This is a genomic window from Thermodesulfobium narugense DSM 14796, assembly GCF_000212395.1.
Classification (GTDB): Bacteria; Thermodesulfobiota; Thermodesulfobiia; order Thermodesulfobiales; family Thermodesulfobiaceae; genus Thermodesulfobium; species Thermodesulfobium narugense.
Window position 1 is genome coordinate 586,077 of the sequence record NC_015499.1, and the last position, 23,113, is coordinate 609,189.

26 protein-coding genes are annotated in these 23,113 nt (G+C 33.4%); 25 read left to right on the forward strand and 1 reads right to left on the reverse strand.

The genetic code is table 11. The features are described from left to right. Positions 1-2 precede the first annotated feature (2 nt). The 9 genes from THENA_RS03045 to THENA_RS03085 all read left to right on the forward strand — a co-directional run bounded on the left by THENA_RS03045 (position 3) and on the right by THENA_RS03085 (position 7,412). A complete protein-coding gene (locus tag THENA_RS03045; RefSeq protein ID WP_013755968.1) occupies positions 3-482 on the forward strand; it encodes a ribosome maturation factor RimP in 480 nt (159 codons plus the stop codon). Then, complete coding sequence (gene nusA / locus THENA_RS03050) at positions 479-1,501, forward strand: transcription termination factor NusA (RefSeq protein WP_013755969.1); 1,023 nt, start codon at positions 479-481, stop codon at positions 1,499-1,501. The genes THENA_RS03045 and nusA overlap by 4 nt, the downstream gene beginning before the upstream one ends. 7 nt (positions 1,502-1,508) lie before the next feature. Beyond that, on the forward strand, positions 1,509-1,793 hold the full coding sequence (locus THENA_RS03055; protein ID WP_013755970.1) for a YlxR family protein: 285 nt from the start codon (positions 1,509-1,511) through the stop codon (positions 1,791-1,793). After that, positions 1,794-3,860 carry a translation initiation factor IF-2 gene (infB, locus tag THENA_RS03060; RefSeq protein WP_013755971.1) on the forward strand — a complete coding sequence of 689 codons (2,067 nt, stop codon included), beginning with the start codon at positions 1,794-1,796 and terminating at the stop codon, positions 3,858-3,860. Positions 3,861-3,960: 100 nt separating this feature from the next. Beyond that, positions 3,961-4,239, forward strand: a complete 279-nt coding sequence (locus THENA_RS03065) for a DUF503 family protein (protein ID WP_013755972.1) — start codon at positions 3,961-3,963, stop codon at positions 4,237-4,239. A gap of 41 nt (positions 4,240-4,280) precedes the next feature. Then, complete coding sequence (gene rbfA / locus THENA_RS03070) at positions 4,281-4,619, forward strand: 30S ribosome-binding factor RbfA (protein WP_013755973.1); 339 nt, start codon at positions 4,281-4,283, stop codon at positions 4,617-4,619. A 72-nt stretch (positions 4,620-4,691) separates the two neighbouring features. Then, positions 4,692-5,594: a DHH family phosphoesterase gene (locus tag THENA_RS03075; RefSeq protein ID WP_281054584.1), complete on the forward strand. Its 903-nt coding sequence runs from the start codon at positions 4,692-4,694 to the stop codon at positions 5,592-5,594. Then, on the forward strand, positions 5,587-6,492 hold the full coding sequence (gene truB, locus THENA_RS03080; protein WP_013755975.1) for a tRNA pseudouridine(55) synthase TruB: 906 nt from the start codon (positions 5,587-5,589) through the stop codon (positions 6,490-6,492). Before THENA_RS03075 ends, truB begins: the two co-directional genes overlap by 8 nt. Next, positions 6,489-7,412: a bifunctional riboflavin kinase/FAD synthetase gene (locus tag THENA_RS03085; protein WP_013755976.1), complete on the forward strand. Its 924-nt coding sequence runs from the start codon at positions 6,489-6,491 to the stop codon at positions 7,410-7,412. The genes truB and THENA_RS03085 overlap by 4 nt, the downstream gene beginning before the upstream one ends. An 18-nt stretch (positions 7,413-7,430) precedes the next feature. On the opposite strand, the gene aroH is transcribed toward THENA_RS03085, so the two are convergent. After that, the gene (aroH, locus tag THENA_RS03090; RefSeq protein ID WP_013755977.1) at positions 7,431-7,814 is read right to left on the reverse strand and encodes a chorismate mutase; all 384 of its coding nucleotides are present in this window, start codon (positions 7,812-7,814) and stop codon (positions 7,431-7,433) included. 109 nt (positions 7,815-7,923) lie between these two features. Between aroH and THENA_RS03095 the strand changes: the two genes are divergently transcribed. From THENA_RS03095 to gatB, 16 genes are all read left to right on the forward strand, one after another. Then, positions 7,924-8,787, forward strand: a complete 864-nt coding sequence (locus tag THENA_RS03095; protein ID WP_013755978.1) for a bifunctional 5,10-methylenetetrahydrofolate dehydrogenase/5,10-methenyltetrahydrofolate cyclohydrolase — start codon at positions 7,924-7,926, stop codon at positions 8,785-8,787. Beyond that, positions 8,774-9,823 (forward strand): histidinol-phosphate transaminase, encoded by a 1,050-nt coding sequence (gene hisC / locus THENA_RS03100; protein ID WP_013755979.1) that lies wholly within the window; start codon positions 8,774-8,776, stop codon positions 9,821-9,823. The genes THENA_RS03095 and hisC overlap by 14 nt, the downstream gene beginning before the upstream one ends. After that, positions 9,816-10,625 (forward strand): HAD family hydrolase, encoded by an 810-nt coding sequence (locus THENA_RS03105; RefSeq protein ID WP_013755980.1) that lies wholly within the window; start codon positions 9,816-9,818, stop codon positions 10,623-10,625. Before hisC ends, THENA_RS03105 begins: the two co-directional genes overlap by 8 nt. A gap of 70 nt (positions 10,626-10,695) precedes the next feature. Further along, the gene (gene hisB, locus THENA_RS03110) at positions 10,696-11,304 is read left to right on the forward strand and encodes an imidazoleglycerol-phosphate dehydratase HisB (RefSeq protein ID WP_013755981.1); all 609 of its coding nucleotides are present in this window, start codon (positions 10,696-10,698) and stop codon (positions 11,302-11,304) included. Continuing rightward, positions 11,304-11,912: an imidazole glycerol phosphate synthase subunit HisH gene (hisH, locus tag THENA_RS03115; RefSeq protein ID WP_013755982.1), complete on the forward strand. Its 609-nt coding sequence runs from the start codon at positions 11,304-11,306 to the stop codon at positions 11,910-11,912. Before hisB ends, hisH begins: the two co-directional genes overlap by 1 nt. A gap of 89 nt (positions 11,913-12,001) precedes the next feature. Beyond that, positions 12,002-12,709, forward strand: a complete 708-nt coding sequence (locus THENA_RS03120) for a 1-(5-phosphoribosyl)-5-[(5-phosphoribosylamino)methylideneamino]imidazole-4-carboxamide isomerase (protein WP_013755983.1) — start codon at positions 12,002-12,004, stop codon at positions 12,707-12,709. 2 nt (positions 12,710-12,711) lie between these two features. Further along, on the forward strand, positions 12,712-14,100 hold the full coding sequence (gene purF / locus THENA_RS03125; protein WP_013755984.1) for an amidophosphoribosyltransferase: 1,389 nt from the start codon (positions 12,712-12,714) through the stop codon (positions 14,098-14,100). Positions 14,101-14,163: 63 nt separating this feature from the next. Continuing rightward, complete coding sequence (gene purM / locus THENA_RS03130) at positions 14,164-15,180, forward strand: phosphoribosylformylglycinamidine cyclo-ligase (RefSeq protein WP_013755985.1); 1,017 nt, start codon at positions 14,164-14,166, stop codon at positions 15,178-15,180. Continuing rightward, positions 15,173-15,775: a phosphoribosylglycinamide formyltransferase gene (gene purN / locus THENA_RS03135; RefSeq protein WP_013755986.1), complete on the forward strand. Its 603-nt coding sequence runs from the start codon at positions 15,173-15,175 to the stop codon at positions 15,773-15,775. The genes purM and purN overlap by 8 nt, the downstream gene beginning before the upstream one ends. A 30-nt stretch (positions 15,776-15,805) precedes the next feature. Continuing rightward, complete coding sequence (gene purH, locus THENA_RS03140) at positions 15,806-17,302, forward strand: bifunctional phosphoribosylaminoimidazolecarboxamide formyltransferase/IMP cyclohydrolase (RefSeq protein WP_013755987.1); 1,497 nt, start codon at positions 15,806-15,808, stop codon at positions 17,300-17,302. Positions 17,303-17,351: 49 nt separating this feature from the next. Further along, positions 17,352-18,584 carry a phosphoribosylamine--glycine ligase gene (gene purD / locus THENA_RS03145; RefSeq protein ID WP_013755988.1) on the forward strand — a complete coding sequence of 411 codons (1,233 nt, stop codon included), beginning with the start codon at positions 17,352-17,354 and terminating at the stop codon, positions 18,582-18,584. Continuing rightward, positions 18,581-19,072, forward strand: a complete 492-nt coding sequence (gene purE / locus THENA_RS03150) for a 5-(carboxyamino)imidazole ribonucleotide mutase (RefSeq protein ID WP_013755989.1) — start codon at positions 18,581-18,583, stop codon at positions 19,070-19,072. Before purD ends, purE begins: the two co-directional genes overlap by 4 nt. Further along, the gene (locus THENA_RS03155) at positions 19,073-19,876 is read left to right on the forward strand and encodes a lipid II flippase family protein (protein WP_013755990.1); all 804 of its coding nucleotides are present in this window, start codon (positions 19,073-19,075) and stop codon (positions 19,874-19,876) included. Positions 19,877-19,917: 41 nt separating this feature from the next. Then, positions 19,918-20,217 (forward strand): Asp-tRNA(Asn)/Glu-tRNA(Gln) amidotransferase subunit GatC, encoded by a 300-nt coding sequence (gatC, locus tag THENA_RS03160; protein ID WP_013755991.1) that lies wholly within the window; start codon positions 19,918-19,920, stop codon positions 20,215-20,217. After that, complete coding sequence (gene gatA, locus THENA_RS03165; protein WP_013755992.1) at positions 20,207-21,652, forward strand: Asp-tRNA(Asn)/Glu-tRNA(Gln) amidotransferase subunit GatA; 1,446 nt, start codon at positions 20,207-20,209, stop codon at positions 21,650-21,652. Before gatC ends, gatA begins: the two co-directional genes overlap by 11 nt. Before the next feature lie 4 nt (positions 21,653-21,656). Next, positions 21,657-23,108, forward strand: coding sequence for an Asp-tRNA(Asn)/Glu-tRNA(Gln) amidotransferase subunit GatB (gene gatB / locus THENA_RS03170; RefSeq protein WP_013755993.1), 1,452 nt, complete (start codon positions 21,657-21,659; stop codon positions 23,106-23,108). Positions 23,109-23,113: the final 5 nt, after the last annotated feature.

The window sequence follows — 23,113 nt, forward strand, 5'->3', positions numbered from 1 at the left end:
TTTTGAAATCAAAAGATATTAAAGAAAAACTACTTAATATAGTAGAAAAAGTATTATTAGACATAGGATTTGAACTCTATGATCTAGAATACTTTAAGCAAGGCAAGAGATGGATATTAAGGGTATTCATTGATAACCTTGAAAAGCCCATTTCTCTTGACGATTGTGAATTGGTATCAAAAAAATTAAGTGCTATATTGGATTATTATGATTTAATTCCTGAGAGTTTTTATCTTGAAGTATCCTCTCCTGGAATAGAGAGAAAGTTAAAGAAAGATTCTGATTTTACTAGATTTAAAGGTGAAGAAATAATAGTAATTTTTCAAAAACCAAATATTAGTCCTATTATTGGTATACTTGAAGGAATTGATAGTGATGGCAATTATATTATTGTCAACACTGGAAAATCTAAAGAAAAGATAAACCGAAATGACGTAAAAGAAGTAAGAATACATTTCAGGTTTAAGGGAGATAGGCAATGAAAATTGACTTACACGTTCTTGAGCAATTAGAAAAAGAGAAAGGCGTTTCTTTGCCTGCTATGATATCCGCTTTGGAATCAGCTCTTTTAGCTTCATATAAAAAATATTATCCGTCAAAAAACGTTTCTTTAAAAATAATTCCTGACACTGGAGTTTTAGAAATAGTAGTTAAGAAAACTGTTGTTGATAAAGTAAATAATATCTTTGATGAAATATCCTTAACACAGGCTAGGGAAATAGATCCTAAAGTTAATATTGGCGAAACTATAGAGATACAGGTAGATCCTAAAAATTTTGGTAGAATTGCTGCCCTGACAGCAAAGCAAGTTTGGCAGCAGAAAATAAAAGAGGCTGAAAGAGATGCTGTTTTTGAAGAATTTAAAGACAGAGTCTTTGGTGTTATTTCTGGCAAAATTTTAAGACCTGAGGGGAAAAATTGGATAGTGCAGCTTGGAAGGGCTGAAGGAATACTGCCTCAAAAAGAAACAGTTTTTCAAGACAAATATAACATTAACGAAAGATACGTTTTTTATGTTTTATCGGTTAAAAAGCAAAAGAAAGATGTTGAAATAATTTTGTCCAGAAGTCATCCAAATTTGGTTAAGAGGATATTTGAACTTGAATCGGCGGAAATTAGATCAGGTATTGTGGAGATAGTGTCAATAGCAAGAGATCCTGGTAGCAGAACTAAGATAGCGGTTTTATCAAGGGACCCTCATGTTGATCCGTTGGGTGTTTGCTTGGGGATAAGAAATTCTAGAATACAAAATGTTACAAAAGAACTTAGAGGAGAAAAAATTGACGTAATTTTATACAATCCAGATCCAAAAATTTATATAGCAAGTGCTTTGTCTCCTGCTAAAATTAAGAGGGTAGAGATATTAGATCAGGTTAAAAAAGAATCAAGAGTTTATGTAGATAAATCGCAGCTTTCATTGGCAATTGGTAAAGATGCACAAAATGTAAGATTAGCACATAAATTAACTGGTTATAAAATTGATATTAAGATAGAAGAATAGTTCAAATATGATTAAGGAACATAGGAAGTGTATTTTTTGTGGGAGATTTTTTCCAAAAAGAGATATGCTTAGAATAGCGAAGATTAAAAATGATGGTTTAATTGTTGATTATGAGAGGAAAAATATTGGTAGAGGTTGTTATATTTGTTTTTCGTGTATAAGTTCTGGCAACTTTAAGAAAAAAAATATGATTGCAAAATCTCTTAAAACAAATGTGGATACAAAGATCTATAATGAAATTGAAAGATATTTTAAAAATATAATAATACAAAGTCGAGGAGGTGAGCACTGATTGAAAAGAATATATGAGCTTTCAAGAGAACTGGGTGTTTCTTCTAAAAAAATAATTGAAATTCTTTCGGGTTTGGGAGTAACTGTTAAATCTTCTTTGTCTTCTGTAGGAGAAGAAGAAGAGTTTATGGTTAGATCTACTATTGAAGCTGAAAATAAAGTTGAGGTTTCTAAGGAAACTAAAAAAGAAGAAATTGAAAAAGTTGAGGTTGAAAATAAGGACTTGCAAAAAGAGAATGCTACTAAAGTTGCTATAAAAGAAGCACCGGAGCTTGCAACTAAAGAAAAGGAAACAGAAGTAATCGAAGAGCCGAAAGTTGAGGAAAAAAAGATTTTATATATATCAGATGGCATGACTCCTAGAGAGATTGCGCAGAAAATTAACGTAAAAGAGAGCGAAGTTATAAAAAAATTAATAAAGCTTAAAACACTTGCAACTATAAATCAAGCTTTAAATATAAGTCTTATTGAAAGCGTAGTAAAGGAATTTGGTTACGAACCAAAATTAAAAGAAGAAGAATCGTTAACTTTTGAAGAGACTGAAGTTGAAAACGTTGCTGATTTGCAACCTAGACCTCCCATTGTTACTGTTATGGGGCATGTAGACCATGGCAAAACAACGCTTTTAGATAAAATTCAAAAAACAAAAATCGCATCAAAAGAATTTCGTGGAATTACACAAAAGATTGGTGCATATCAGGTAGAGATTAATGGTAAGAAGATTACTTTTATTGATACTCCAGGTCATGAAGCATTTACTGCTATGAGAGCAAGAGGTGCAAACGTTACTGATATAGTGATTTTGGTTGTGGCAGCTGATGACGGAGTGAAACCTCAAACTATTGAAGCAATTCAACATGCAAAAGCAGCAGGGGTTCAGATAATGGTTGCAATAAATAAAATTGATAAGCCTGGGGCACAACCAGAGAAGATAATGCAACAGCTAACTGAATATGGCCTGATTCCTGAAGAATGGGGTGGGAAGACCATATTTGTTAAAGTTTCTGCTAAAACAGGAGAAGGTATAGACGAGCTTTTAGAGATGATATTGTTATTGGCAGAAATAATGGAATATAAAGCTAATCCAAAGACTTTGGCAAGAGGTTTGGTTTTAGAAGCAAAGTTAGAAAAAAATAGAGGTCCTGTAGCAACTGTATTAATTCAAAAAGGAACTTTGAGAGTAGGAGATTTTGTTTGTGTAGGTGCTGCTAGCGGAAAAGTAAGAGCATTAATTAATGATAGAGGTAAAAGATTAAAAGAAGCAGGACCTTCTACGCCTGTAGAAATACTAGGTATCAATATGGTTCCTGAAGCAGGAGATAGTTTGATTGCTGTAAAAAGCGATAAGGAAGCAAAATTAATGGCCGAAAAAATGCTTAACAGGAAGAAAGAGCTGCAAATACAAAGAATGAAAAAACCGACTTTATCGTGTTTTGTTCAGGGCACAGATCTATCTGAGGTTAAAGAGTTAAAACTTATTCTGAAAGCTGATTCTCAAGGCTCGCTAGAGGCTATTCTTACGTCTTTGGCTAAGATTAAAGAAGAAAATGTTACTATAAGTATTTTATCGTCTGGAACCGGCGGAATCTCTGAATCTGACGTTATGCTTGCTTCTGCTTCTCAGGCTATTATTATTGGTTTTAATGTAAGACCATCAAACACTGCTTTGAAGCTTGCTTCTGAAGAAGGTATTGATATTAGAACTTATAGGGTTATTTATGATCTTATTGAAGATATTTCGAAAGCTATCAAGGGCTTACTTCCACCAAAATATGAAGAGACAATACTTGGAAGGGCTGAGGTTAGACAGACTTTTAAAGTTCCAAAAATAGGTCTTGTTGCGGGCTGTTATGTTGTGGATGGAAAGGTTACAAGAGATGCAAAAGTAAGAGTTTTGAGGGATAATGTTATTATTCATGAGGGTGAATTGTCTTCTTTAAAGAGATTTAAGGATGATGTAAAAGAAGTGAATCAGGGATATGAATGTGGAATTTCGATAAAAGATTTCCATGATATAAAGGAAAACGATATTTTTGAGATATATAAATTAGTAGAAGTAGCTTGTTAATATTTTTCAGATTCATCTTTGTGTAGAGTTGATTTTAACTATATAAGCATTAATTTAAGCTTAAAGCTGTAGAAAATTTAAATTTTATTTATGGAATATTATGATTAGAACGTGTTTAATTGAATTTGAGCTTTATTTTCCTTATATTGTTAGCATAAAGGAACATAGAAAAATTATGCAAGCAATTATTTCAAATATAAAAAAGCAAAATATCAGTGTGCTTGAAATTCTAAATAAGAACATTAGATCTAGCACTTTATATTTATCAGCGGTAAAAGAGAACGAAGTGGACATACATAGACTTTATGACTATTATATTAATTTTTTTCTTGATAGGCCTGATATTAGGCTTATTTCATATAACATTGAGATTTATTAAATCAATTTTTGTTCTTACTCTTATAGGAGGTTTAAAATAAAATGAGTGTAAAAGCCGAAAGATTGAAAGAAACAATTAGGAAAGAGCTTGCTGTTTTATTATACGAACTTAAGGACGTTCGAATTAAAAGTATGGTTTCTATTATGGAATTAGATATGTCGAGCGATCACAAAAATATAAAAGTTTGGGTTAGCATATACGGGGATGAGAAATCCAAAGAAGAAACGATGAAAGGACTTGTTTCTGCATCAAGATTTTTAAGAGGAGAGTTAGCAAGAAGAATTGGTTTAAAGTACGCACCGCAAATTCTTTTTGCTATAGATAATTCTCTTGAAAGAGGAGATAAGATATTCGAAATACTTAAAAAAATTGAACACTGAAATGGGTGAATAGTTCTGAGCAAAATACCCCCTAGAATTTTAGACTTATTAAGCAACTACAACTCTTTTGATATTTTTACACACTTAGAACCTGATGGTGACGCTATAGGTTCTAGTCTGGCCTTATATTTTTTCCTAAAGTCGTTAGGGAAAGATGTAAGATTTATAAAACCCTACAGGACACCAAATAGTGTTGTGGATTTTCCAGGCATGGAAAACGTATATAGTGGCAATGATTTTGATTTTTCGAGAGTGGCAATACTACTTGATGCCTCTTCATTGAAAAGAATAGGGAAACCATATGAAGAAATTTTTCCTAGATATAAGAATTTTTTTATAATTGATCATCATCATGGGCCGTACTTTGATTCTACTAATATATATGTTGACATCACTGCTAGCGCAACTGCTGTTTTAGTTTTTGATATTATAAAAAAGATGAAGCATGACATAAATAATCTGGTAGCGACGTATTTATATCTTGCTTTACACTATGATACTGGTGGATTTTATTATACAAATACTAATAAAAAATGCTTGAAAGTTGCTTCAAAATTATTGGAATATGGTGCTGATATGGGTTTGGTTATGAAATATTATGAAAGAGATGCAAGCAGTATTTCAAAAATGGGTTTTTTGTTATCTAAGCTAAAGGCTTCTGAGGGCATTTCATGGCTTCCTATATCATATAAAGATTTTGTAAATTTTTCACTAGAACCCGATATTACTAAAGGACTTATTGAATGGCTAAGAAGAATAAAGGATTGCAGAGTGTCGATAGTTTTTAGAGAGGATCAACCAGGCAAAGTAAAAATTAGTTTTAGAGGGAAAAATACAGGAAAACTCAATTCTATTGCTGAACACTTTGGGGGTGGAGGACACCCTGAGGCATCGGGAGCTGTTGTTGAGGGAAACTTTGATGAAGTAGTTGAGTTAGTTTTGAACTATACGAAAAAAGAGGTCTTTGGTGATTAACGGCTTTTTAAACATTTTTAAAGACAAATATAAAAGTTCTTTTGAAGTCGTTGATTTGATAAGAAAGATGTTTAAAGATGAACTTGGTGCAGATATAAAGATGGGACATCTTGGAACGCTTGATCCTTGTGCAGTTGGAGTGTTGCCTATAGCTTTAGGGAAAGCCACTAGGCTTTGTGAACATATTAAAAACAACGATAAAAAATACCTCTTTGAACTCACTTTGGGGTTCAAGACCACTACAGGAGATCAAGAAGGCGACGTTTTAGATGTTCAAACTGTTCCAAATATTTCTGATGAAAGGATCATTTCTGTTTGTTCTGATCTGATTGGTCGCTATCCACAAAAAATACCTTCTTATTCTGCAGCTAAAATTGATGGCAAGAGGTTTTATGAGCTGGCAAGAGCAAATCAAGTAGTTCCTGAAAGATATAAAGAAGTAAATATTAAAGAGCTTAAATTTATTAAACGAAATAAAAATTCACTTTGGTTTGAAGTTTTGTGTTCTTTTGGAACTTATATTAGAACTTTATGTGAAGATATCTCTACAAAGTTGGGTACTATTGGAACGATGACGTTTTTGCTTAGAGAGGTATCGGGGGATTTTCATCTTAAGGACAGTATTAGTCTAGAAAAATTAAGAGATTTGATTATAAAAAGAGAATATTTTAAAGTTATAACTCCTGTAAACAAGATGTTGTCACACATACCTGTTGTGGTATTAAACTATGATAATGCCAAGAAATTTGTGGCTGGTCAGGAGATCTGGATAAAAAAGGATTTTGATAATTTTGAAATATTAAGAATATTTTGTATTTCTGGAACATTTTTAGGCCTAGCTGAAAAATCTAAAGGTGAAAAAAAAATTTGGAAGCCTAATAAGGTGATAATTATATGATAAGAGGAATTTACAGAAAAGAAAACAAAAATGGCTCAAGATTTTTAACCATTGGGACGTTTGATAGCGTACATCTAGGACACCAATTGTTATTTAAACAACTTAAGAAAATGAGAAAGAATAAGGAAGATTTAATTAGCGTTGTAACGTTTGAACCGCATCCGAGGATCTTTTTTAAAAGTATAGAGAATTTGTCACTTATTACTATTATTGAGGAAAGAATAAGACTGTTGTTAGAACACGTTGATGAAGTAATAGTTTTGCAATTTGATGAACTGCTTTCTAAACTTACTCCAGAAGAATTTATTAATTTTCTTTGTAGCAATTTCAAAATTAATACAATTGTTGAGGGGGAAAATTTTCATTTTGGACGTGGAAAGGGTGGTGACGTTAATCTTCTAAAAGAGCTTGGGAATAGATTTGGGTTTAATGTAGACGTTGCAAACTTATATATATTTGACGGAGTTCCAATTTCAAGCTCAAGGATTAGAAGACTTATAATATCTGGGAAGATTGATGAAGCAAACAAACTACTTGGCTGGGAGTTTTTCGTTTCCGGAGAAGTAATTCATGGAGATCGCATAGGCACATTCTTAGGTTTTCCTACTGCCAATCTCAGACTGCCTGAGTATAAAATTGTCCCGCAATCAGGGGTTTATTCTGCTGAGGTTGAAATTGCTGGTGAAAGGTACTTGGGAGCACTTAACATTGGTATAAAACCGACTGTTGGTGGGAAAAAGAGATCTATTGAAGTACATGTAATAAACTTTGAAGGCAATCTTTACCAGGAGGTTATTACGGTTTATTTTAAATCTAAAATTAGAGACGAAATAAAGTTTGATTCGATTGCTGCGTTAAAAAAACAAATAAAACTGGATATAGATAACATTGTTAAAATAAGTAATAAAGAGATAGTATGATATGAGTATGATATACTTTTACTCCTTTATAAGATCTGGCCTTAATTTTGATGCCTCATTAAGAAATATATGTCTTATCTGGTTTTTTGCTTTTTTGCTGTAGCACTGTAAGAGCACTCTTATACACATTTTTGGTGCATTAGTGACATTTGTCTCTAATGCACCAAAAACTGGAGTAGATGGATATGTTTCTCTTACAAATTTTCCTGCAAATTCAGAGTGAATATCATTAGTTACAGAGATAAAAAAGTTAACCATATCTTCTTCTTTTACATCATTTTCATTGACCATTTTGGTAACTAGCTCAATAACCTTTTCTCTTAGCTCTTTTGGATCATCTTTTAATAAAGTGGTAGCTCCCCTAATTGCTAGCAATCTTAAATTTTCTTTATGCTCTTCCATTCTACGCTCTCCTCTTTAAATTTTTTTATAATAATAAAATAAATTACATTTTTTTTGCCTTATTGTCTTATAATAAAGTATCATAATAAAAAATATGGAGATGATAAAGTTGGGTGCAATTATATTAAACGGAAAAGAAGTTGCTAGTCAATGGGAGAAAAAAAATAGTTTAAGAGTGCAAAATCTAAAAGCAAAAGGAGTAAACATCTGTCTTGCAGTAGCAAGATTCAATGACGATGAAGCGTCAAAGGTTTATGTTAGAAAGAAAGTTGCTATGTGTGAGAAGTTGGGTATAAAACCCATTCTTATAGAAGAGGAAGGTTTAGATCAGGAGAAAATAGAGAATAGAGTATCTTCTCTAAATAAAGACAAAGAAATAAATGGGATAATAGTTCAGCTACCCTTGCCTAAAGGAATTGACAAAGAGAGAGTTTTATCTTTGGTTAGTCCTGAGAAAGATGTGGATGGCCTAAACGTTTTTTCATGTGGCTTGCTATATAAAAACATGCCTGGTTTGAGACCTTGTACTCCAAGTGGAATAATTCACCTATTGAAAGAATACAAAATCGATCTTGTTGGAAAAAGAGCCGTAATTCTTGGTAGAAGCCAACTTGTTGGCCTTCCAATTTTTTTGATGCTTTTGCATGAAAATGCTACACCAACAATTGTACATTCTAAAACTAAAGACCTAAAGAATATTTGTAAAGAAGCAGACATATTAATTGTTGCTACTGGAAGGGCAAAAATGGTAAATAGAGAATATGTAAAAGAAGGTGCAGTAGTAGTTGATGTAGGAATATCCAGGATAGAAGGTAAAATAGTTGGAGATGTTGATTTTGAGGATGTTTTTGACGTTGCTGGTTATCTCACTCCAGTACCGGGTGGAGTTGGGCCTTTAACTATTATGTCTTTGATGGAAAATGTAATTAACGCAGCTTCTATTCAAGCAGGTATAAAAGATGACGCTTTTTAGAAAAGATCTTTTAGGGATTGAGCCTTATAGGCCGGTAGAGGTTAAAGATGCGATTAGGCTTGATAGGAATGAAAGTCCATTTGATTTGCCATTGCAGGTAAAGGAAGAAATTATTAATGCTTTTTCTAGCCTTCGGTTGAATCATTATCCTGATGCATGGTGCGGTTCTGTAAAAGAGGCATTTAGTCAATACGTTGGCAAAATTAAACCTGAAGAGGTTACTGTGGGAAATGGTTGTGATGAGGTTATTCAAAATGTAATTATGGCATTTGCATTAAATAATGGTCCTGTTCTCTCCTTTTGGCCAACATTTCATACTTACCAGATAGCCTCAAGGAATTTAGGAATTGAATATATAGAAATTCCTTTAAATGAAGACTTTACTATGCCTATTGAGAAAGTAATTGATGTTGTGAAGGAAAAAAGGCCTTCAGTAATTGTGATATGTAACCCTAATAACCCGACAGGAAACTGTTTCCCAGATGAATATATAGAAAATATAATTAATAGCACCCCAGGAATTGTCTTGATTGATGAGGTTTATTGTGAATTTAGTAAAAAAAGTTTTGTTGATAAATTTAGATTATATCCAAATGTTTTGATATTAAGAACCTTATCTAAAGCCTTTTCGGGTGCAGGAGTGAGAATGGGATTTGCTTTTGGAAATAAGTTTCTTATTGACGAGGTTGAAAAGGTAAGATTACCATATCTACTATCTCACTTTTCGCAGGTGGCAGGAAGCATTATACTTAAAAATAGTAGTCTATTTAAGTCAAATATTGACGCTATTAATGCCGAAATAAATAGAATTTACGATGGCTTATTAAAAATGGGCATTAGAGTTTATCCTACAGAAGCTAACTTTTTATTGGCAAAATTTGATAAACCTACTAAAGATATTGTTGAAAAACTTAGAAAAAGAAAAATTTTAGTAAGGTTTTTTCCATATTTGCCTAACTTTATCAGGATTTCTGCTGGTAGAAGTTCTGATACAAATATTTTACTAAAGGAGCTTAGCAGAATATTAAATGAGTAACTTTATAGTCTTTGATATAGATGGAGTTTTAATACAAACTAACGGTTCTTTCGTGGAATCTACGATTAAAACCTTTGAATTTGTGAGGAATTTATTTGGTAAGAGCGCAAAATGTAACATCGAACATATTAGTTTTTTAAAGTCATTGGGGGGGTTTAATAACGATTGGGATTTGACATATGCTCTTTTGGCAGTTAGTTGGGATTATCCTACTTTTGACGAAGCAGAGTTTTTGGAAATTTTGAAAAGCTATTTTAAGAAAAATAATAAACCTCCTAAAATAGAAATTGCTTATGAATTTGTTAAGAGAATCTTTCAAGAATATTATCTTGGAGAAAAACTTTTTTTTGAGATATATTTGGAGAAGCCAAAATATATCTTTTTCAATGGATTTATTTATCAAGAGAAGCCGTTGATAAATTTTTGCAATTATTCTGTAGATAGAGAAAAAATAGGAATCTATTCTGGAAGATGTTTTAAAGAAGCTGAAGTTGCTTTGAGGGCAGTTAATCTAATTGTGCTGAATGAATTTTATTTTACTGATGATAGCGGTTTTAAAAAACCTGATCCTACCCCTCTTGAAAAGATGTTTGTTATAAACAACTGCTCACAGATGACTTATGTAGGTGATACTTTGGATGATCTCGAACTGGTTGTAAGGGCAAGAGAAAAGGGACTACCTGTACAATTTGCAGGAGTTAAAACTGGAACCTATTCAAATCAGCTTGTTAACAAAATAGAAGGTCTTTCCTTTGCAAAAATGTATGAGAATGTAAGTGATTATTTAGATAAAGTTCTTTAGTCGAGTAAAGTTAGGTTTTGGAATTCATAATTATCTTTAAGTAAATTATAAAGAGAGGTAGGTTCTTAAAATGGACCATGAAAGCGGGAAAAGGATAGCACGAGTTTCAAGCATTAAAAGAAAAACTTATGAAACCGACATTGAATTAGAAATCAATATAGATGGTACAGGAGAAAATTCAATACAAACTAATATTGGTTTTTTTGATCATATGCTTTCTACTCTTTCAAAACATTCTAGTGTGGATATGAAACTAAAGTGCATAGGAGATTTAGAAGTTGATTATCATCATAGTGTTGAAGATGTAGGGATCGTTATTGGGGAAGCTTTGTTGAAGGCCTTAGGAGACAAGGTTGGTATAAAAAGATTTTCAAATGCGATTTTGCCAATGGACGATGCGTTAGTTTTGTGTGCTATAGATATTTCTGGCAGATCTTATTTTTCTTATGATGTTGAGTTTGACTCCAAAATGATAGGCAAATTCAATACTGAACTTGTAGAAGTTTTTTTCAACTCTTTGGCAATGAATTTGAAAGCAAACCTCCATTTTAAAAAGATTTCTGGATTTAATAGCCATCATATTGCAGAAGCCTGTTTTAAATCATTTGCTATATGTCTAAAAGATGCTGTAACTTTGACAAATTCAGGATCTATTCCTTCTGTTAAGGGGTGTATTTGATGATAGGAGTCTTGTGTTATAAAGGAGGAGGAAATTTAGGCAGTGTATTTAAAGCAATTACTTATTTGGGTTACCAATTTGAAGAAATTTGGGATCAAGAAAGTTTAAAAAAAGCTGATGCTTTAATTTTCCCTGGCCAGGGCTCTTTTGCGCAGGCAAGCAGATCTCTTAAAGAAGCTAATCTCTGGGAAGCATTAAGGGAATTTATATACTCTGGCAAACCCTTTTTTGGAATATGTTTGGGTTTGCAAATGCTTTTTGATTATTCTGATGAATTTGGATTTACAGAAGGCTTAAAGGTTATTTCTGGCAAAGTTGTTGAGTTTCAAAAGGACTTTATAAGACCGCATCTTGGTTGGAACAAAGTTTTTAATACTTCAGACTTGAGATTTTTTAAAGATATACCTGATGATTCTTCTTTCTATTTTGTTCATTCTTATTATCCAGAAGTTTATGATCTTTCTTGTAAAAAGGGATTTGCTGAATATGTAAATAAAAGATTCGTGTGTGTTGTTGAAAAAGATAACGTGTTTGCCTGTCAATTTCACCCTGAAAAGAGTGGACGTTGGGGGCTTAAGCTCTTAGATAATTTCTTGAGTTCAATATAGTTATAAAAGTTATAAAATAATTATTAAACAAAATTTTGCTTTTTAAATTTTATACACCAACAAGTTTATAAGTTTTTTAAGGAGGTTAAATGTTTGAAATAATACCGGCAATCGATATATATCGGGATAATGTTGTTAGACTTTATCAAGGTGATTTTGATAAAATAAAAATATATGGTAAACCTGAAGACTATTTTAATAAACTAAAATCTTCTGGGATTAATTTTGTACACATAATTGATCTGGAGGCTTCAAAAATTGGCCAATTTACTGCTTTTAACGTTCTTGAAATGGCAAAGTCTAAGGGTTTTGTCGTCCAATGGGGGGGAGGAGTAAGAAAATATGATGACGTTAAGGTTTTGGCTAAGGTGGGAGCTGATAGAATTATTATTGGAACTGTTGCTTTTACCGATGAAGAGACTCTTAACGCGATTTTAAAAGATTTTGGAGATAAAATTCTTATCTCTTTAGATTTTAAGGATTCAAAACTTTGTTTTCATGGATGGACGACTTCGATTTCTTTAGAGTTAAAAGAGTTACAAAGAAAATTTGGGAATAGAAGTAATCTGGGTTTTTTGGTTACAGATATAAATAGAGATGGTACACTTTCAAGTCCTTCGGTAGAGTTGTTTGAGAATATTAGAAAAATATTTCCAAAACACAGATTAATAGGTGCTGGAGGAATATCAAAAAAAGAACACATTAATATTCTTGAAGAAGTTGGTTTTGATGGTGCGGTAATAGGCAAGGCATGGATGGAAGGTCATATTAAATTTTTTGATGGAAAGGTAATTTAATAATGTGTGGAATATTTGGAATTCTTTGTCCCTCTAGGAAAGATGTTGCTAAGCATACCTATTTTGCTTTATATTCACTTCAACATAGAGGGCAGGAAAGTTGTGGAATAGCTGCAACTGATGGAACAAGTTTGATGATACAAAGGTCTATGGGTTTAGTATCTTCTGCATTTTCTGAAAGAGAACTCCAGGAATTATATGGTTATGCTGCTCTTGGCCACGTCAGGTATTCAACAACTGGAAGGCCAAGTATAGAAAATGCGCAACCTCTAAAGATGAGATATAAAGGTGGAACCTTTGCTTTAGCTCATAATGGCAATATTGTGAATATAAAGGAACTAAGAGAACAAGTTTATAGTTTGGGCATTTCACCATATACTTCTTCAGATACTGAACTTATGGGCCACTTGATTGCCAGAAATTTTCAAGATGATTTTAAAACAACTCTTGCTAACGTGTGTAAAGGATTTATTGGCGCTTATTCTCTTGTTTTTTTAACTGAGGAAGAAATTTATGCAGTTAGAGATCCATGGGGATTTAGGCCACTTTGCATGGGTTCATATGAAGATGGTTTTGTTGTGTCTTCTGAAACTTGTGCATTTGATATTATTGGTGCTAAATTTATCAGGGAGATTTCTCCTGGTGAAATGGTTAGAATTCACAGAAATGGTTATGAAGTGGACCAAATTTTAGAACCGCAGGGTAATTTCTTGTGTTCTTTTGAATATATATACTTTGCTAGACCTGATTCTGTAGTTATGGGAAAACGACTTTATGAGGTTAGAAAGAGGTTTGGTGAGCTTTTGGCTGAAGAATCACCAGTGGATGCTGATATAGTAGTTAGTGTTCCTGACTCTGGTACCCCAGCTGCAATTGGTTTTGCTCAAAGGTGCAAGATACCCTTTAATGAAGTTTTTATAAAAAATAGATATGTTGGAAGGACTTTTATTCAACCTACAAAAGAGTTAAGAGAAAGAGGTGTTCGCTTAAAATTAAATCCGATTTCGGAATTGGTTAGGGGAAAAAGAGTAGTAGTTGTGGATGATTCTATTGTTCGAGGCACAACAAGTAAGGAAATTGTTAAAATGCTTTGGGAATGTGAGCCAAAAGAGATTCATTTTAGGGTAAGTTCTCCAATGGTTAGCCATCCATGCTTTTATGGCATTGATACCGCTTCAAGAGGTGAGCTTTTGGCTAGTAAAATGGATATTGAACAGATTAGAGAATTTCTTGGCGTAAATAGCTTGGCATATCTTTCAAGAAAAAGTACTATTGAGGCTATTGGCATTGAATATCCGTGCCTTGCCTGTTTTGGAGCTGATTATCCTACTTATATACCCAGTGAGGAAGTTAGAGAAAAATATGCGCTTGAAAAAAACGAAAAGTGGTAAATTTAAGATTGATCACTTTCTTAATCATAAATTTATAATTGTTTTGTAGAAAGAAGGTGTATTATGCAAGAAGAAAAACTAACATACGAAAAATCGGGAGTGAATATCGAGAGCGCGAACAAGTTTGTAAATGAAATCAAAAAGATAAGCAATAAAGCTTTTGGATCATTTTCTGAGAGTCTAGGTGATGGTTTTGCAGGTTTTTATCCTCTTGATAACTTTGGTTCTGATTTTGTTTTACTATCTTCTTGTGATGGAGTTGGAACAAAAGTTTTGGTTGCAAAAAAAGCAAACATCTGGAGTTCAATAGGTCAGGACTTGGTAGCTATGAACGTGAATGATATATTAGTGCACGGCGGAAAACCTTTATTTTTTTTAGATTATATTGCATGTTCGAAATTGGATACAAAAATTGCATTAGAAATTGTTTCCTCCATAATTGAAGCCTTAAAACCTACTGGTGGAGTGTTATTGGGGGGAGAAACTGCTGAAATGCCAGATCTTTATAAAAAGGGTGATTGGGACCTTTCAGGTTTTGTGGTAGGTGCTGTTAAAAGGTCCTCCCTTTTGCCAAAAAATATTAAATCAGGGAATATTTTGATTGGATTATCTTCTAATGGGGTTCATAGCAATGGTTTTTCCTTAATAAGAAGAATTATTAAAGATTATAAAATTAATATACTTAAAAGCATAACCCCAGAAGGTATTAGTTTGGCTAAAGAGCTTTTGAAACCTACTAAAATTTATTATTCAGATGTTTATCCTTTTATCGAAAAGGGCATGATTAATGGTCTTGCACACATTACAGGAGGTGGTATAGAAGGAAATTTGATTAGGATTTTACCAAAAAACGTTAAGGCAGTGATAAAAAAGGATTTTGATATACCATGGATTTTTAGATGGATTGCAGATCACGGTGTGAGTGAAGAAGAGATGTATAAGGTGTTTAATATGGGTATTGGGATGATATTGGTTGTTAGCCCTTCAAATGTAGATGAAATTTTAAGATCTTTAGGTTCAAATGCCCGAATAATAGGTAAAATTGTTCCCTCTGATGAGAGGAGAGTGGAGTTTGAATAAGTTAAAAGTTGGAGTTTTGGCTTCTGGTAGAGGATCGAATTTTAAGGCTATTGTGCAAAAAGTTGATAGTGCTGAAGTAAAGGTATTAATAGTTGATAACCCTGGTGCAAAGGCAATAGAAATAGCTAAAGAATTTAACATTCCTTATGAAGTTGTCGATAGGAAAAAATTCAGCAATAAATTGAACTTTGAAAAAGAAATAACTAATATTTTGGACTCATATAAAGTAGAACTAATAGCTTTAGCTGGCTTTATGAGAATTTTGAGCCCTGGTTTTGTAGAACATTTTAAATGGAAAATAATGAACATACATCCCTCTCTTTTGCCCTCTTTCCCAGGTCTTAACGCACAAAAACAGGCTCTAGATTATGGTGTAAGGGTTAGCGGTTGCACCGTTCATTTCGTTGACGCTGGAACCGATACTGGTCCAATAATTTTACAAGCTGTGGTTCCTGTGCTTGATGATGACAGCCCAGAAACTCTAGCCTCGAGAATTCTAAAGGAAGAGCACAAAATATATCCCTTTGCTATTTCACTCTTTGCTCAAAATAGACTAGTAATTGATGGAAGAAAGGTAAAAATAAAAGATATATAATATGTACAATGAATTTTAAGGAGGTCTGGTATGCAAAGAGCTTTAATAAGTGTTTATAACAAGAATGGTATTGAAGAATTTGCAAAAGAATTAAATAAATTAGGTTATGGTTTGCTTTCAACAGGTGGAACAGCAAAGTACCTTAAGTCCTTTGACTTTCCTGTAATTGAGGTTTCTGAATACACTCATTTCCCTGAGATTTTGGGCGGAAGAGTGAAAACTCTTCATCCAATTATTTTTGGAGGCATTTTGGCTCAAAGAGATAACCCAAATCATATACAACAAATAAAGAATTTAGACACCATAGATATTGTAGTGGTAAATCTTTATCCATTTTTGGAAACTTTGAATAGAGGGGCTCCAATTGAGGAAATAATTGAGATGATTGATATTGGAGGAGTGGCTCTTATTAGAGCTGCTGCTAAAAATTATAAAGACGTACTTGTTTTGGTAGACCCAGATGACTATAAAAAAACTATTGAACTTTTAAGAAACAATACAATGACCCTTGAGTATAGGAAATATCTTGCTGCAAAAGCTTTTCAGCATACTGCCTCCTATGATTCTCATATAGCAGCATATTTTTCAGAAGATCTATTTCAGGAACAATTTACTCTTACGGGCAAGAGAATCCAGAGTCTTAGATATGGGGAAAATCCTCATCAGAAAGCTTTTCTTTATAAAACCGAAGATGGGTATCCGCTTGATGCTGAATTTTTAAGCGGAAAAGAACTTTCTTTTAATAATATTGTGGATATAGATGCGGCTTTACGTTTTCTTTATGACTTCATAGACGAAAAGGCTGTTGTAATAATAAAGCACAATCAGGCATGCGGTTTTGCAGTTGCCGACGATCTTTTGACTGCTTATATTAAGGCATATGAAGGCGATAAAGAATCAGCTTTTGGCGGCATAGTAGCTATAAATGGTGTAGTTGATGAGGTTTTGGCTAGAGAAATTTACAAAAACTTTTATGAAGTAGTATATGCTATTGATTTTAGCGAAAAGGCCCTTGAAATTTTGCAGGAAAAAAGGAACCTTAGAATTTTGAAAGGTTCAACCAAAAGAACTAATTGGAATTATAACATAAAACAAGTTGGAGCTGGCTTTTTGCTTCAGACTGAAGACTTTTTAAAGCTAGACAACCTAGATGTGGTAACTAAGGTTAAGCCCGATGAAAAGACGATGGAAGATCTAATCTTTGCCTGGAAGTTATGCAGAAACTTTAAGTCAAATGCAATTGTTTTTGCAAAGGATGGCCAATTAGTTGGTGCTGGTGCCGGTCAGTCAAGTAGAGTGATGTCTGTTAGGATTGCAGGTATGAGAGCACAGGAAAGATCTGTAGGAGCCAGCCTTGCTTCTGATGGATTTTTCCCGTTTAAAGACTCAGTAACTCTTGCAGGAGAATATGGTATCAAAGCAATTATTCAACCGGGTGGTTCTAGAAGAGATGAAGAGGTAATTGAAGAGGCTGATAGACTTGGGATACCTATGGTATTTACTCACAGAAGACATTTCTATCACTAAATTTAAAAGATCTCTTAAAAGAACTAATTAATTTAATTGGGAGGTATATGTGGGTTCTATTTTAGTTATTGGTAGTGGAGCAAGAGAACACGCAATTGCCTGGCGTCTTAAAAAGGAGGGAAAAGATGTTTTTCTTTCTCCAGGAAATGGCGGTACATCTTTAAGCTGGATAAATAAGATTCTTTCAAAAGATGATATAGAATCTTTTTGTAGAGTTACAGGAGTAGATCTTATAGTTGTAGGTCCTGAAAAACCACTTACCGAGGGAATTGCTGATTTTTTGAGATCAAAAGGTTTTTGGGTTTTTGGACCTGGCAAGGAAGGTGCAAAGTTAGAAGGGAGTAAAGTTTTTGCAAAGTCTTTTATGAAGAGAAATAACCTTCCAACTGCTGACTTTGTTATATATGAAGATGAAGGTTCTTTGATAAAGCACTTTGATAATTGTAAGTATCCTGTTGTTATAAAGGCTGATGGTCTTGCAGCGGGAAAAGGAGTGGTAGTAGTTCATGAAAAGGAAGAAGCTGTTGAGGCAATAAATTTTTTAAAAAATAATTTTCCTGAAGCCTCAAAATACATAATTGTAGAAGAGTGTCTGGTGGGGAAAGAATTGTCTCTTTTTGTATTGATCAACGATAAAGATCATGTGGTTTTGGATAATGCAAGAGATTATAAGAGGTTAAACGACTTTGATGAAGGTCCAAATACAGGGGGTATGGGATCTTATTCGCCAGTCGATGATCTGCCTGAATTTCAAATTAATAAAATTCAAAACAATATTGTTGAACCTACAATCAGAGCCTTGAGAAAAGAGAATATTTCTTATCAAGGAGTTTTATATTTTGGAATAATGTTGACAAAAGAAGGCCCATCAATTTTAGAATTCAATTGTAGATTTGGCGACCCTGAAGCCCAGGTACTTGTTCCAAGAATTCTTAACTTTTCCGAGCTTCTTTATGCTGTAGCAAAAAATGAAAGAATACCTGAACCAAAGATTTCAAATAAAAAAGCCCTTTCAGTAGTTTTAGCTGCCAAGGGATACCCAAACAATCCTGAAGTAGGAAAAATGATAAATATAGATGGAAAAATTTTTGAGGATGAGGATGTTGCAATTTTTTATGCGGGGGTAACGAGAGATAAAAACAATCTTTTTACTTCTTCTGGAAGGGTTTTGAACGTAGTAGGTATGGGAAATACCTTTGAAGAAGCAAGAAATAAGGCATATAACTCGATTAAGTATATAAATTTCGAAGGTATGCATTTTAGGAGGGACATAGGTTTATGATTTCTTTGGTAATTGGAAGTTATAATGATTATGAAGCGATTATTCCTGCAATCAAGGAACTTAAAAAGTTTAATCTTAAGTTTGAACTTGTTGTTAGTTCTGCTCACAGAAATACTGAAGAGACTATAGAATGGGCAAAAAAAGCGGAAAGTAGAGGTACAGAAGTAATTATTGCTTTTGCTGGTCTTGCTGCTCACCTTCCTGGTGTACTGGCTGCTGTAACTACCCTCCCTGTTATAGGGGTCCCTTTAACGAATTCTCCCGTTTCGGGTATGGATTCAATGTTTTCTATTGTTCAAATGCCTTCGGGAGTGCCTGTTGCAACTGTTGGACTTGGTAATGTTAAAAACGCAATTTATCTTGCTATGAGAATTTTGTCAATTAAATATCCTGATATCAAGAGCAAGCTTTTAAAGGCTTCTGAAGATATGAAAAAGAATATTCGAGAACAAAACAAAGTACTTCAAGAAAAGTTAAAGGATCTGTAATTGCTTTTTTTAATAATGTTTTTTGATTTTTCGATTCACCTCTCGGAGGCTACAGCTTCTGCACTGCGCTTAGCTGGTTTAAGGACGGGTAAAATAACCACTTCTCTTTCTTTCTACAACATAATTGCTCTGGTTTCGAGGATGTCGAATATGTTTCAAGCCCCTCTTTTGGGCGTACTTGTTGATTCGGCAGTATTGACAGGTAAAATTGATGCGTTGGGAAATAATTTTAGAGCTGTTATATTTTGCGGCGCACTTGGAGATATTTTGGCAATAATACTTTTGCCATATTCTGTAGCCTTTTTTTCAAGAATAATTTTATGGTTTGAAGAAACTGGATCAGTTCCAATGGCACTTTTTAAACTTCTGAGTTTTAAAAATATTAAACTTGTTTCAAAGGATTTTGCTAATGTAAAGTTTTTAAAAAGGTTTGAAGATTTTGATTTTAAAGGGATTCCTAAAAAATTTATTTTTTTTAATATTGTAGTTGTTGCGGTATATACAGTGGGAGTTATGTCCTCACTATTTGCTGGAGCGCATCTGGCAGCTTACAGGGTGACAGCTACTCAGCTTTCTGGAATTGTAAATGGTCTGGCTACTATATTAATGGCTTTTGTTGTAGATCCTACTGCGGCCTTGATTACCGATGACGCTTTGCATAAGAGAAGGACATATAATAACGTTGAGTCAATGGTATACTTGCTTCTCTTTACAAGAATTTTAGGATCACTAGTTTTATCTCAAATCATTTTTTTGCCTGCTACCTGGTATATAATGAGTGTAACGCTATTTTTGCACAGGTAATACTTTTAAATCTCTAAATTAATTTTTCAAGGAGGATTGTTTTGATTGACAAAGAGATAATACTACATGTCGCTAAACTTGCAAGATTGGAATTAAAGGACAATGAAGTTGAAAGCCTAAAAGAAGATCTTGGCAAGATCCTGAATTATTTTATTACTTTAAATGACGTAAATACCGATAATGTAGAACCTACTTTTCATCCGTTTCCAATAAACAATATTTTTAGGGAAGATATTATAAAAGAATCTTATCCCGTTGAGGAAATATTATCGAATGCTCCTGAAAGCACTTTAACTTATTTTTTGGTACCTAGGATTGTGGAGGAGAAAAATGGAAATTAATGATTTTACAATTAACTCTATTAAGAGCGAATATAAAAAAGGCAATCTTACTCCAAAAGAGCTTTTAGACTATGTTTTTAAAGGGATAAAATTATATGATTCAAAAATAAATTCTTTTATTACGCTAACCGAAGAATATGCATATAAAGCGATTGAATCTCTTAAGTTAGATGAAATAGATTTAAAACCTCTTTGGGGGATTCCTGTGGCTATTAAGGATAACATGTGCTTTAGAGGTTTTAAGACTACGTGTAGTTCTAAAATACTTGAAAATTTTATACCAATATACACAGCTACAGCAGTTCAAAGGTTAATTGATGCAGGAGCGATCATAGTAGGAAAAACCAACCTTGATGAGTTTGCTATGGGGTCTTCTACTGAAAATTCTGCTTTCTTCACCACTTCGAATCCTTGGGATTTGGAAAGAGTTCCCGGCGGAAGTTCGGGGGGTTCAGCTTCTGCAGTAGCGGCAAGATTTGTTCCTCTTGCAACTGGTTCGGATACAGGTGGTTCTATAAGGCAGCCTGCCTCTTTTTGCGGCGTTGTTGGATTTAAGCCAACCTACGGGACTGTTTCAAGATATGGTTTGGTCGCCTTTGCTTCTTCTTTGGATCAGATAGGTCCTTTCGGAACGAAGGTTAAGGATGTAGAACTTGCTTTTAGTGTTATGAGTGGAAAAGACGATATGGACTCTACTTCGCATCCTTACCAATTTACTTCAGTAAATAGAAATATAAAAGAATATAAAGTTGGCGTTATAAAAGAGCTTTATGAAGCAGAAGGATTTGATATTGAAGTTTTGAATTCTTTAAACAACGTTATAAAAATTCTTAAATCTGAAGGATTAAAAGTTGATGTATGTTCTTTGCCGCACTTAAAGTATTCTTTGCCTGTTTATTATTTAGTAGCTACTTCTGAAGCAAGTTCAAATCTTGCAAGATTTGATGGCGTAAGGTATGGATTAAGGGTAGAGGGTAAAGATATAATCGAAACCTTTTCAAAAACAAGAGGGCAAGGATTTGGAAGCGAGGTAAAAAGAAGAATAATGTTGGGCACTTATGCTCTCTCGAGCGGTTATTATGATGCATATTATTTAAAAGCATCAAAGGTAAGAACACTCATTGTAAATGATTTTGAGAAAGCTTTTAGAGAATACGACTTCTTAATATGTCCAACTTCGCCCACTACAGCTTTTAAAAAGGGCGATAAAACAAGCGATCCTCTTTCTATGTATCTATCTGATATTGCTACTATTCCTGTGAATCTTGCCGGTCTTCCTGGCATTTCTATTCCTTCTGGATGTGATAATAAAGGGCTTCCAATTGGATTACAAATTATTGGGAGACCCTTTAATGATAGTGAAGTATTAAATTTTGCAGATCAACTGGAATCAATAATAAATTTTGAAGCCAGGCCTCAATTGGGAGGTATATAAACTTATGAATAATAATGTTGTAATTGGTTTGGAAATTCATGCTCAACTAAAAACTGAAACAAAGATGTTTTGTGGATGTAGAACCTCTTTTGGTGATAAGCCTAATACCAACGTTTGTCCAGTATGTATGGCTCTGCCAGGATCTTTACCAGTTCCCAACAGAAAAGCAATTGCTTTTACAATAATGAGCGGTTTAGCTCTTAACTGTACAATTTCAAGATATTCAAAATTCGATAGAAAACAGTATTTTTATCCTGATATGCCAAAGAATTATCAAATTTCTCAATATGATTTGCCTTTTTGTAGGAATGGGTATCTTGAATTTCTTTGTGATGATGAGTTAAAGAGGGTTAGAATTCATAGAATTCATTTAGAAGAAGATACCGGCAAACTTGTTCATACGGGAGATATTATGGAATCAGAACAGAGCATGGTGGATTATAACAGAGCAGGAATTCCTTTGATGGAAATTGTTACTGAACCTGATATATCTTCTCCCAAAGAAGCCAGGCTCTTTATGTCTGAGCTTAGGAATATTTTAAGATATCTTGGAGTTTCCGATGGCAATATGGAAGAAGGATCAATGCGTTGTGATGCAAATATTTCGCTAAAAAATCCTGATGGTACATTTGGAACGAAGGTTGAGATTAAAAATATGAATTCTTTGAGATCTCTTGAAAGAGCATTAGAATTTGAGATTGCTAGACAATCAGAAATTCTAAATTCTGGTGGAACTATAATCCAAGAAACAAGACATTTTGATGAACGTGATGGGACAACTCATTCTTTGAGAACTAAAGAAGAGGCTCATGATTACAGATATTTTCCAGATCCAGACTTGCTTCCTGTTGTTGTTTCTGATGAAGAGATAAGAAGTATATCTAGCAGTATACCTGAGCTTCCGTTAAAAAAATATTTTAGATTTGTTGACGAACTTGGTATTAATAAAAATGATGCTGCTGTTTTAGTTTCCGATTTAAAGCTAGCTAACTTTTTTGATGATTGTGTAAGATGTAAGTGTTCGCCTAAGGAAGCTGTGAAATGGATTTTGGGAGATTTGACTTATTTTTGGAACGAAAAAAAATTAGAACCTGACAGTAAAATTTTTGAGCCTTCATATTTAAAAGAAATTTTAGATTTGATTGATTCAAAAACAATAAGTATCAGACAAGCAAAGGAAGTGGTTGAAAAGGTATTTGATATGAAAGATTCTCCAAAGAACATTATCGAAAAGCTTGGTATTAAACAAATTTCGGATGAGGGTTTCTTAATTGATGCTGCCAAAAAAGTTATAGAAAATAATCCAAAAGCTGTTCAAGACTTTTTTAAGGGAAAGAAAAATGCTGTTGGTTTCCTGGTTGGTCAGCTTATGAGAGAAACTAAAGGAAAAGCTTCTCCTGAGATGTCAAATAAGATAATTAACGACTTGTTAGAAGAACTAAGATCTAATGAATAGGGTTT

Bases quoted from the DNA above. Each gene is read 5' to 3' on its own strand.
- nusA (WP_013755969.1), top strand. From the start codon at position 479: ATGAAAATTGACTTACACGTTCTTGAGCAATTAGAAAAAGAGAAAGGC.
- THENA_RS03055 (WP_013755970.1), top strand. From the start codon at position 1,509: ATGATTAAGGAACATAGGAAGTGTATTTTTTGTGGGAGATTTTTTCCA.
- THENA_RS03065 (WP_013755972.1), top strand. From the start codon at position 3,961: ATGATTAGAACGTGTTTAATTGAATTTGAGCTTTATTTTCCTTATATT.
- rbfA (WP_013755973.1), top strand. From the start codon at position 4,281: ATGAGTGTAAAAGCCGAAAGATTGAAAGAAACAATTAGGAAAGAGCTT.
- THENA_RS03085 (WP_013755976.1), top strand. From the start codon at position 6,489: ATGATAAGAGGAATTTACAGAAAAGAAAACAAAAATGGCTCAAGATTT.
- aroH (WP_013755977.1), bottom strand. From the start codon at position 7,814: ATGGAAGAGCATAAAGAAAATTTAAGATTGCTAGCAATTAGGGGAGCT.
- hisC (WP_013755979.1), top strand. From the start codon at position 8,774: ATGACGCTTTTTAGAAAAGATCTTTTAGGGATTGAGCCTTATAGGCCG.
- THENA_RS03105 (WP_013755980.1), top strand. From the start codon at position 9,816: ATGAGTAACTTTATAGTCTTTGATATAGATGGAGTTTTAATACAAACT.
- hisB (WP_013755981.1), top strand. From the start codon at position 10,696: ATGGACCATGAAAGCGGGAAAAGGATAGCACGAGTTTCAAGCATTAAA.
- hisH (WP_013755982.1), top strand. From the start codon at position 11,304: ATGATAGGAGTCTTGTGTTATAAAGGAGGAGGAAATTTAGGCAGTGTA.
- THENA_RS03120 (WP_013755983.1), top strand. From the start codon at position 12,002: ATGTTTGAAATAATACCGGCAATCGATATATATCGGGATAATGTTGTT.
- purF (WP_013755984.1), top strand. From the start codon at position 12,712: ATGTGTGGAATATTTGGAATTCTTTGTCCCTCTAGGAAAGATGTTGCT.
- purM (WP_013755985.1), top strand. From the start codon at position 14,164: ATGCAAGAAGAAAAACTAACATACGAAAAATCGGGAGTGAATATCGAG.
- purH (WP_013755987.1), top strand. From the start codon at position 15,806: ATGCAAAGAGCTTTAATAAGTGTTTATAACAAGAATGGTATTGAAGAA.
- purE (WP_013755989.1), top strand. From the start codon at position 18,581: ATGATTTCTTTGGTAATTGGAAGTTATAATGATTATGAAGCGATTATT.
- gatA (WP_013755992.1), top strand. From the start codon at position 20,207: ATGGAAATTAATGATTTTACAATTAACTCTATTAAGAGCGAATATAAA.
- gatB (WP_013755993.1), top strand. From the start codon at position 21,657: ATGAATAATAATGTTGTAATTGGTTTGGAAATTCATGCTCAACTAAAA.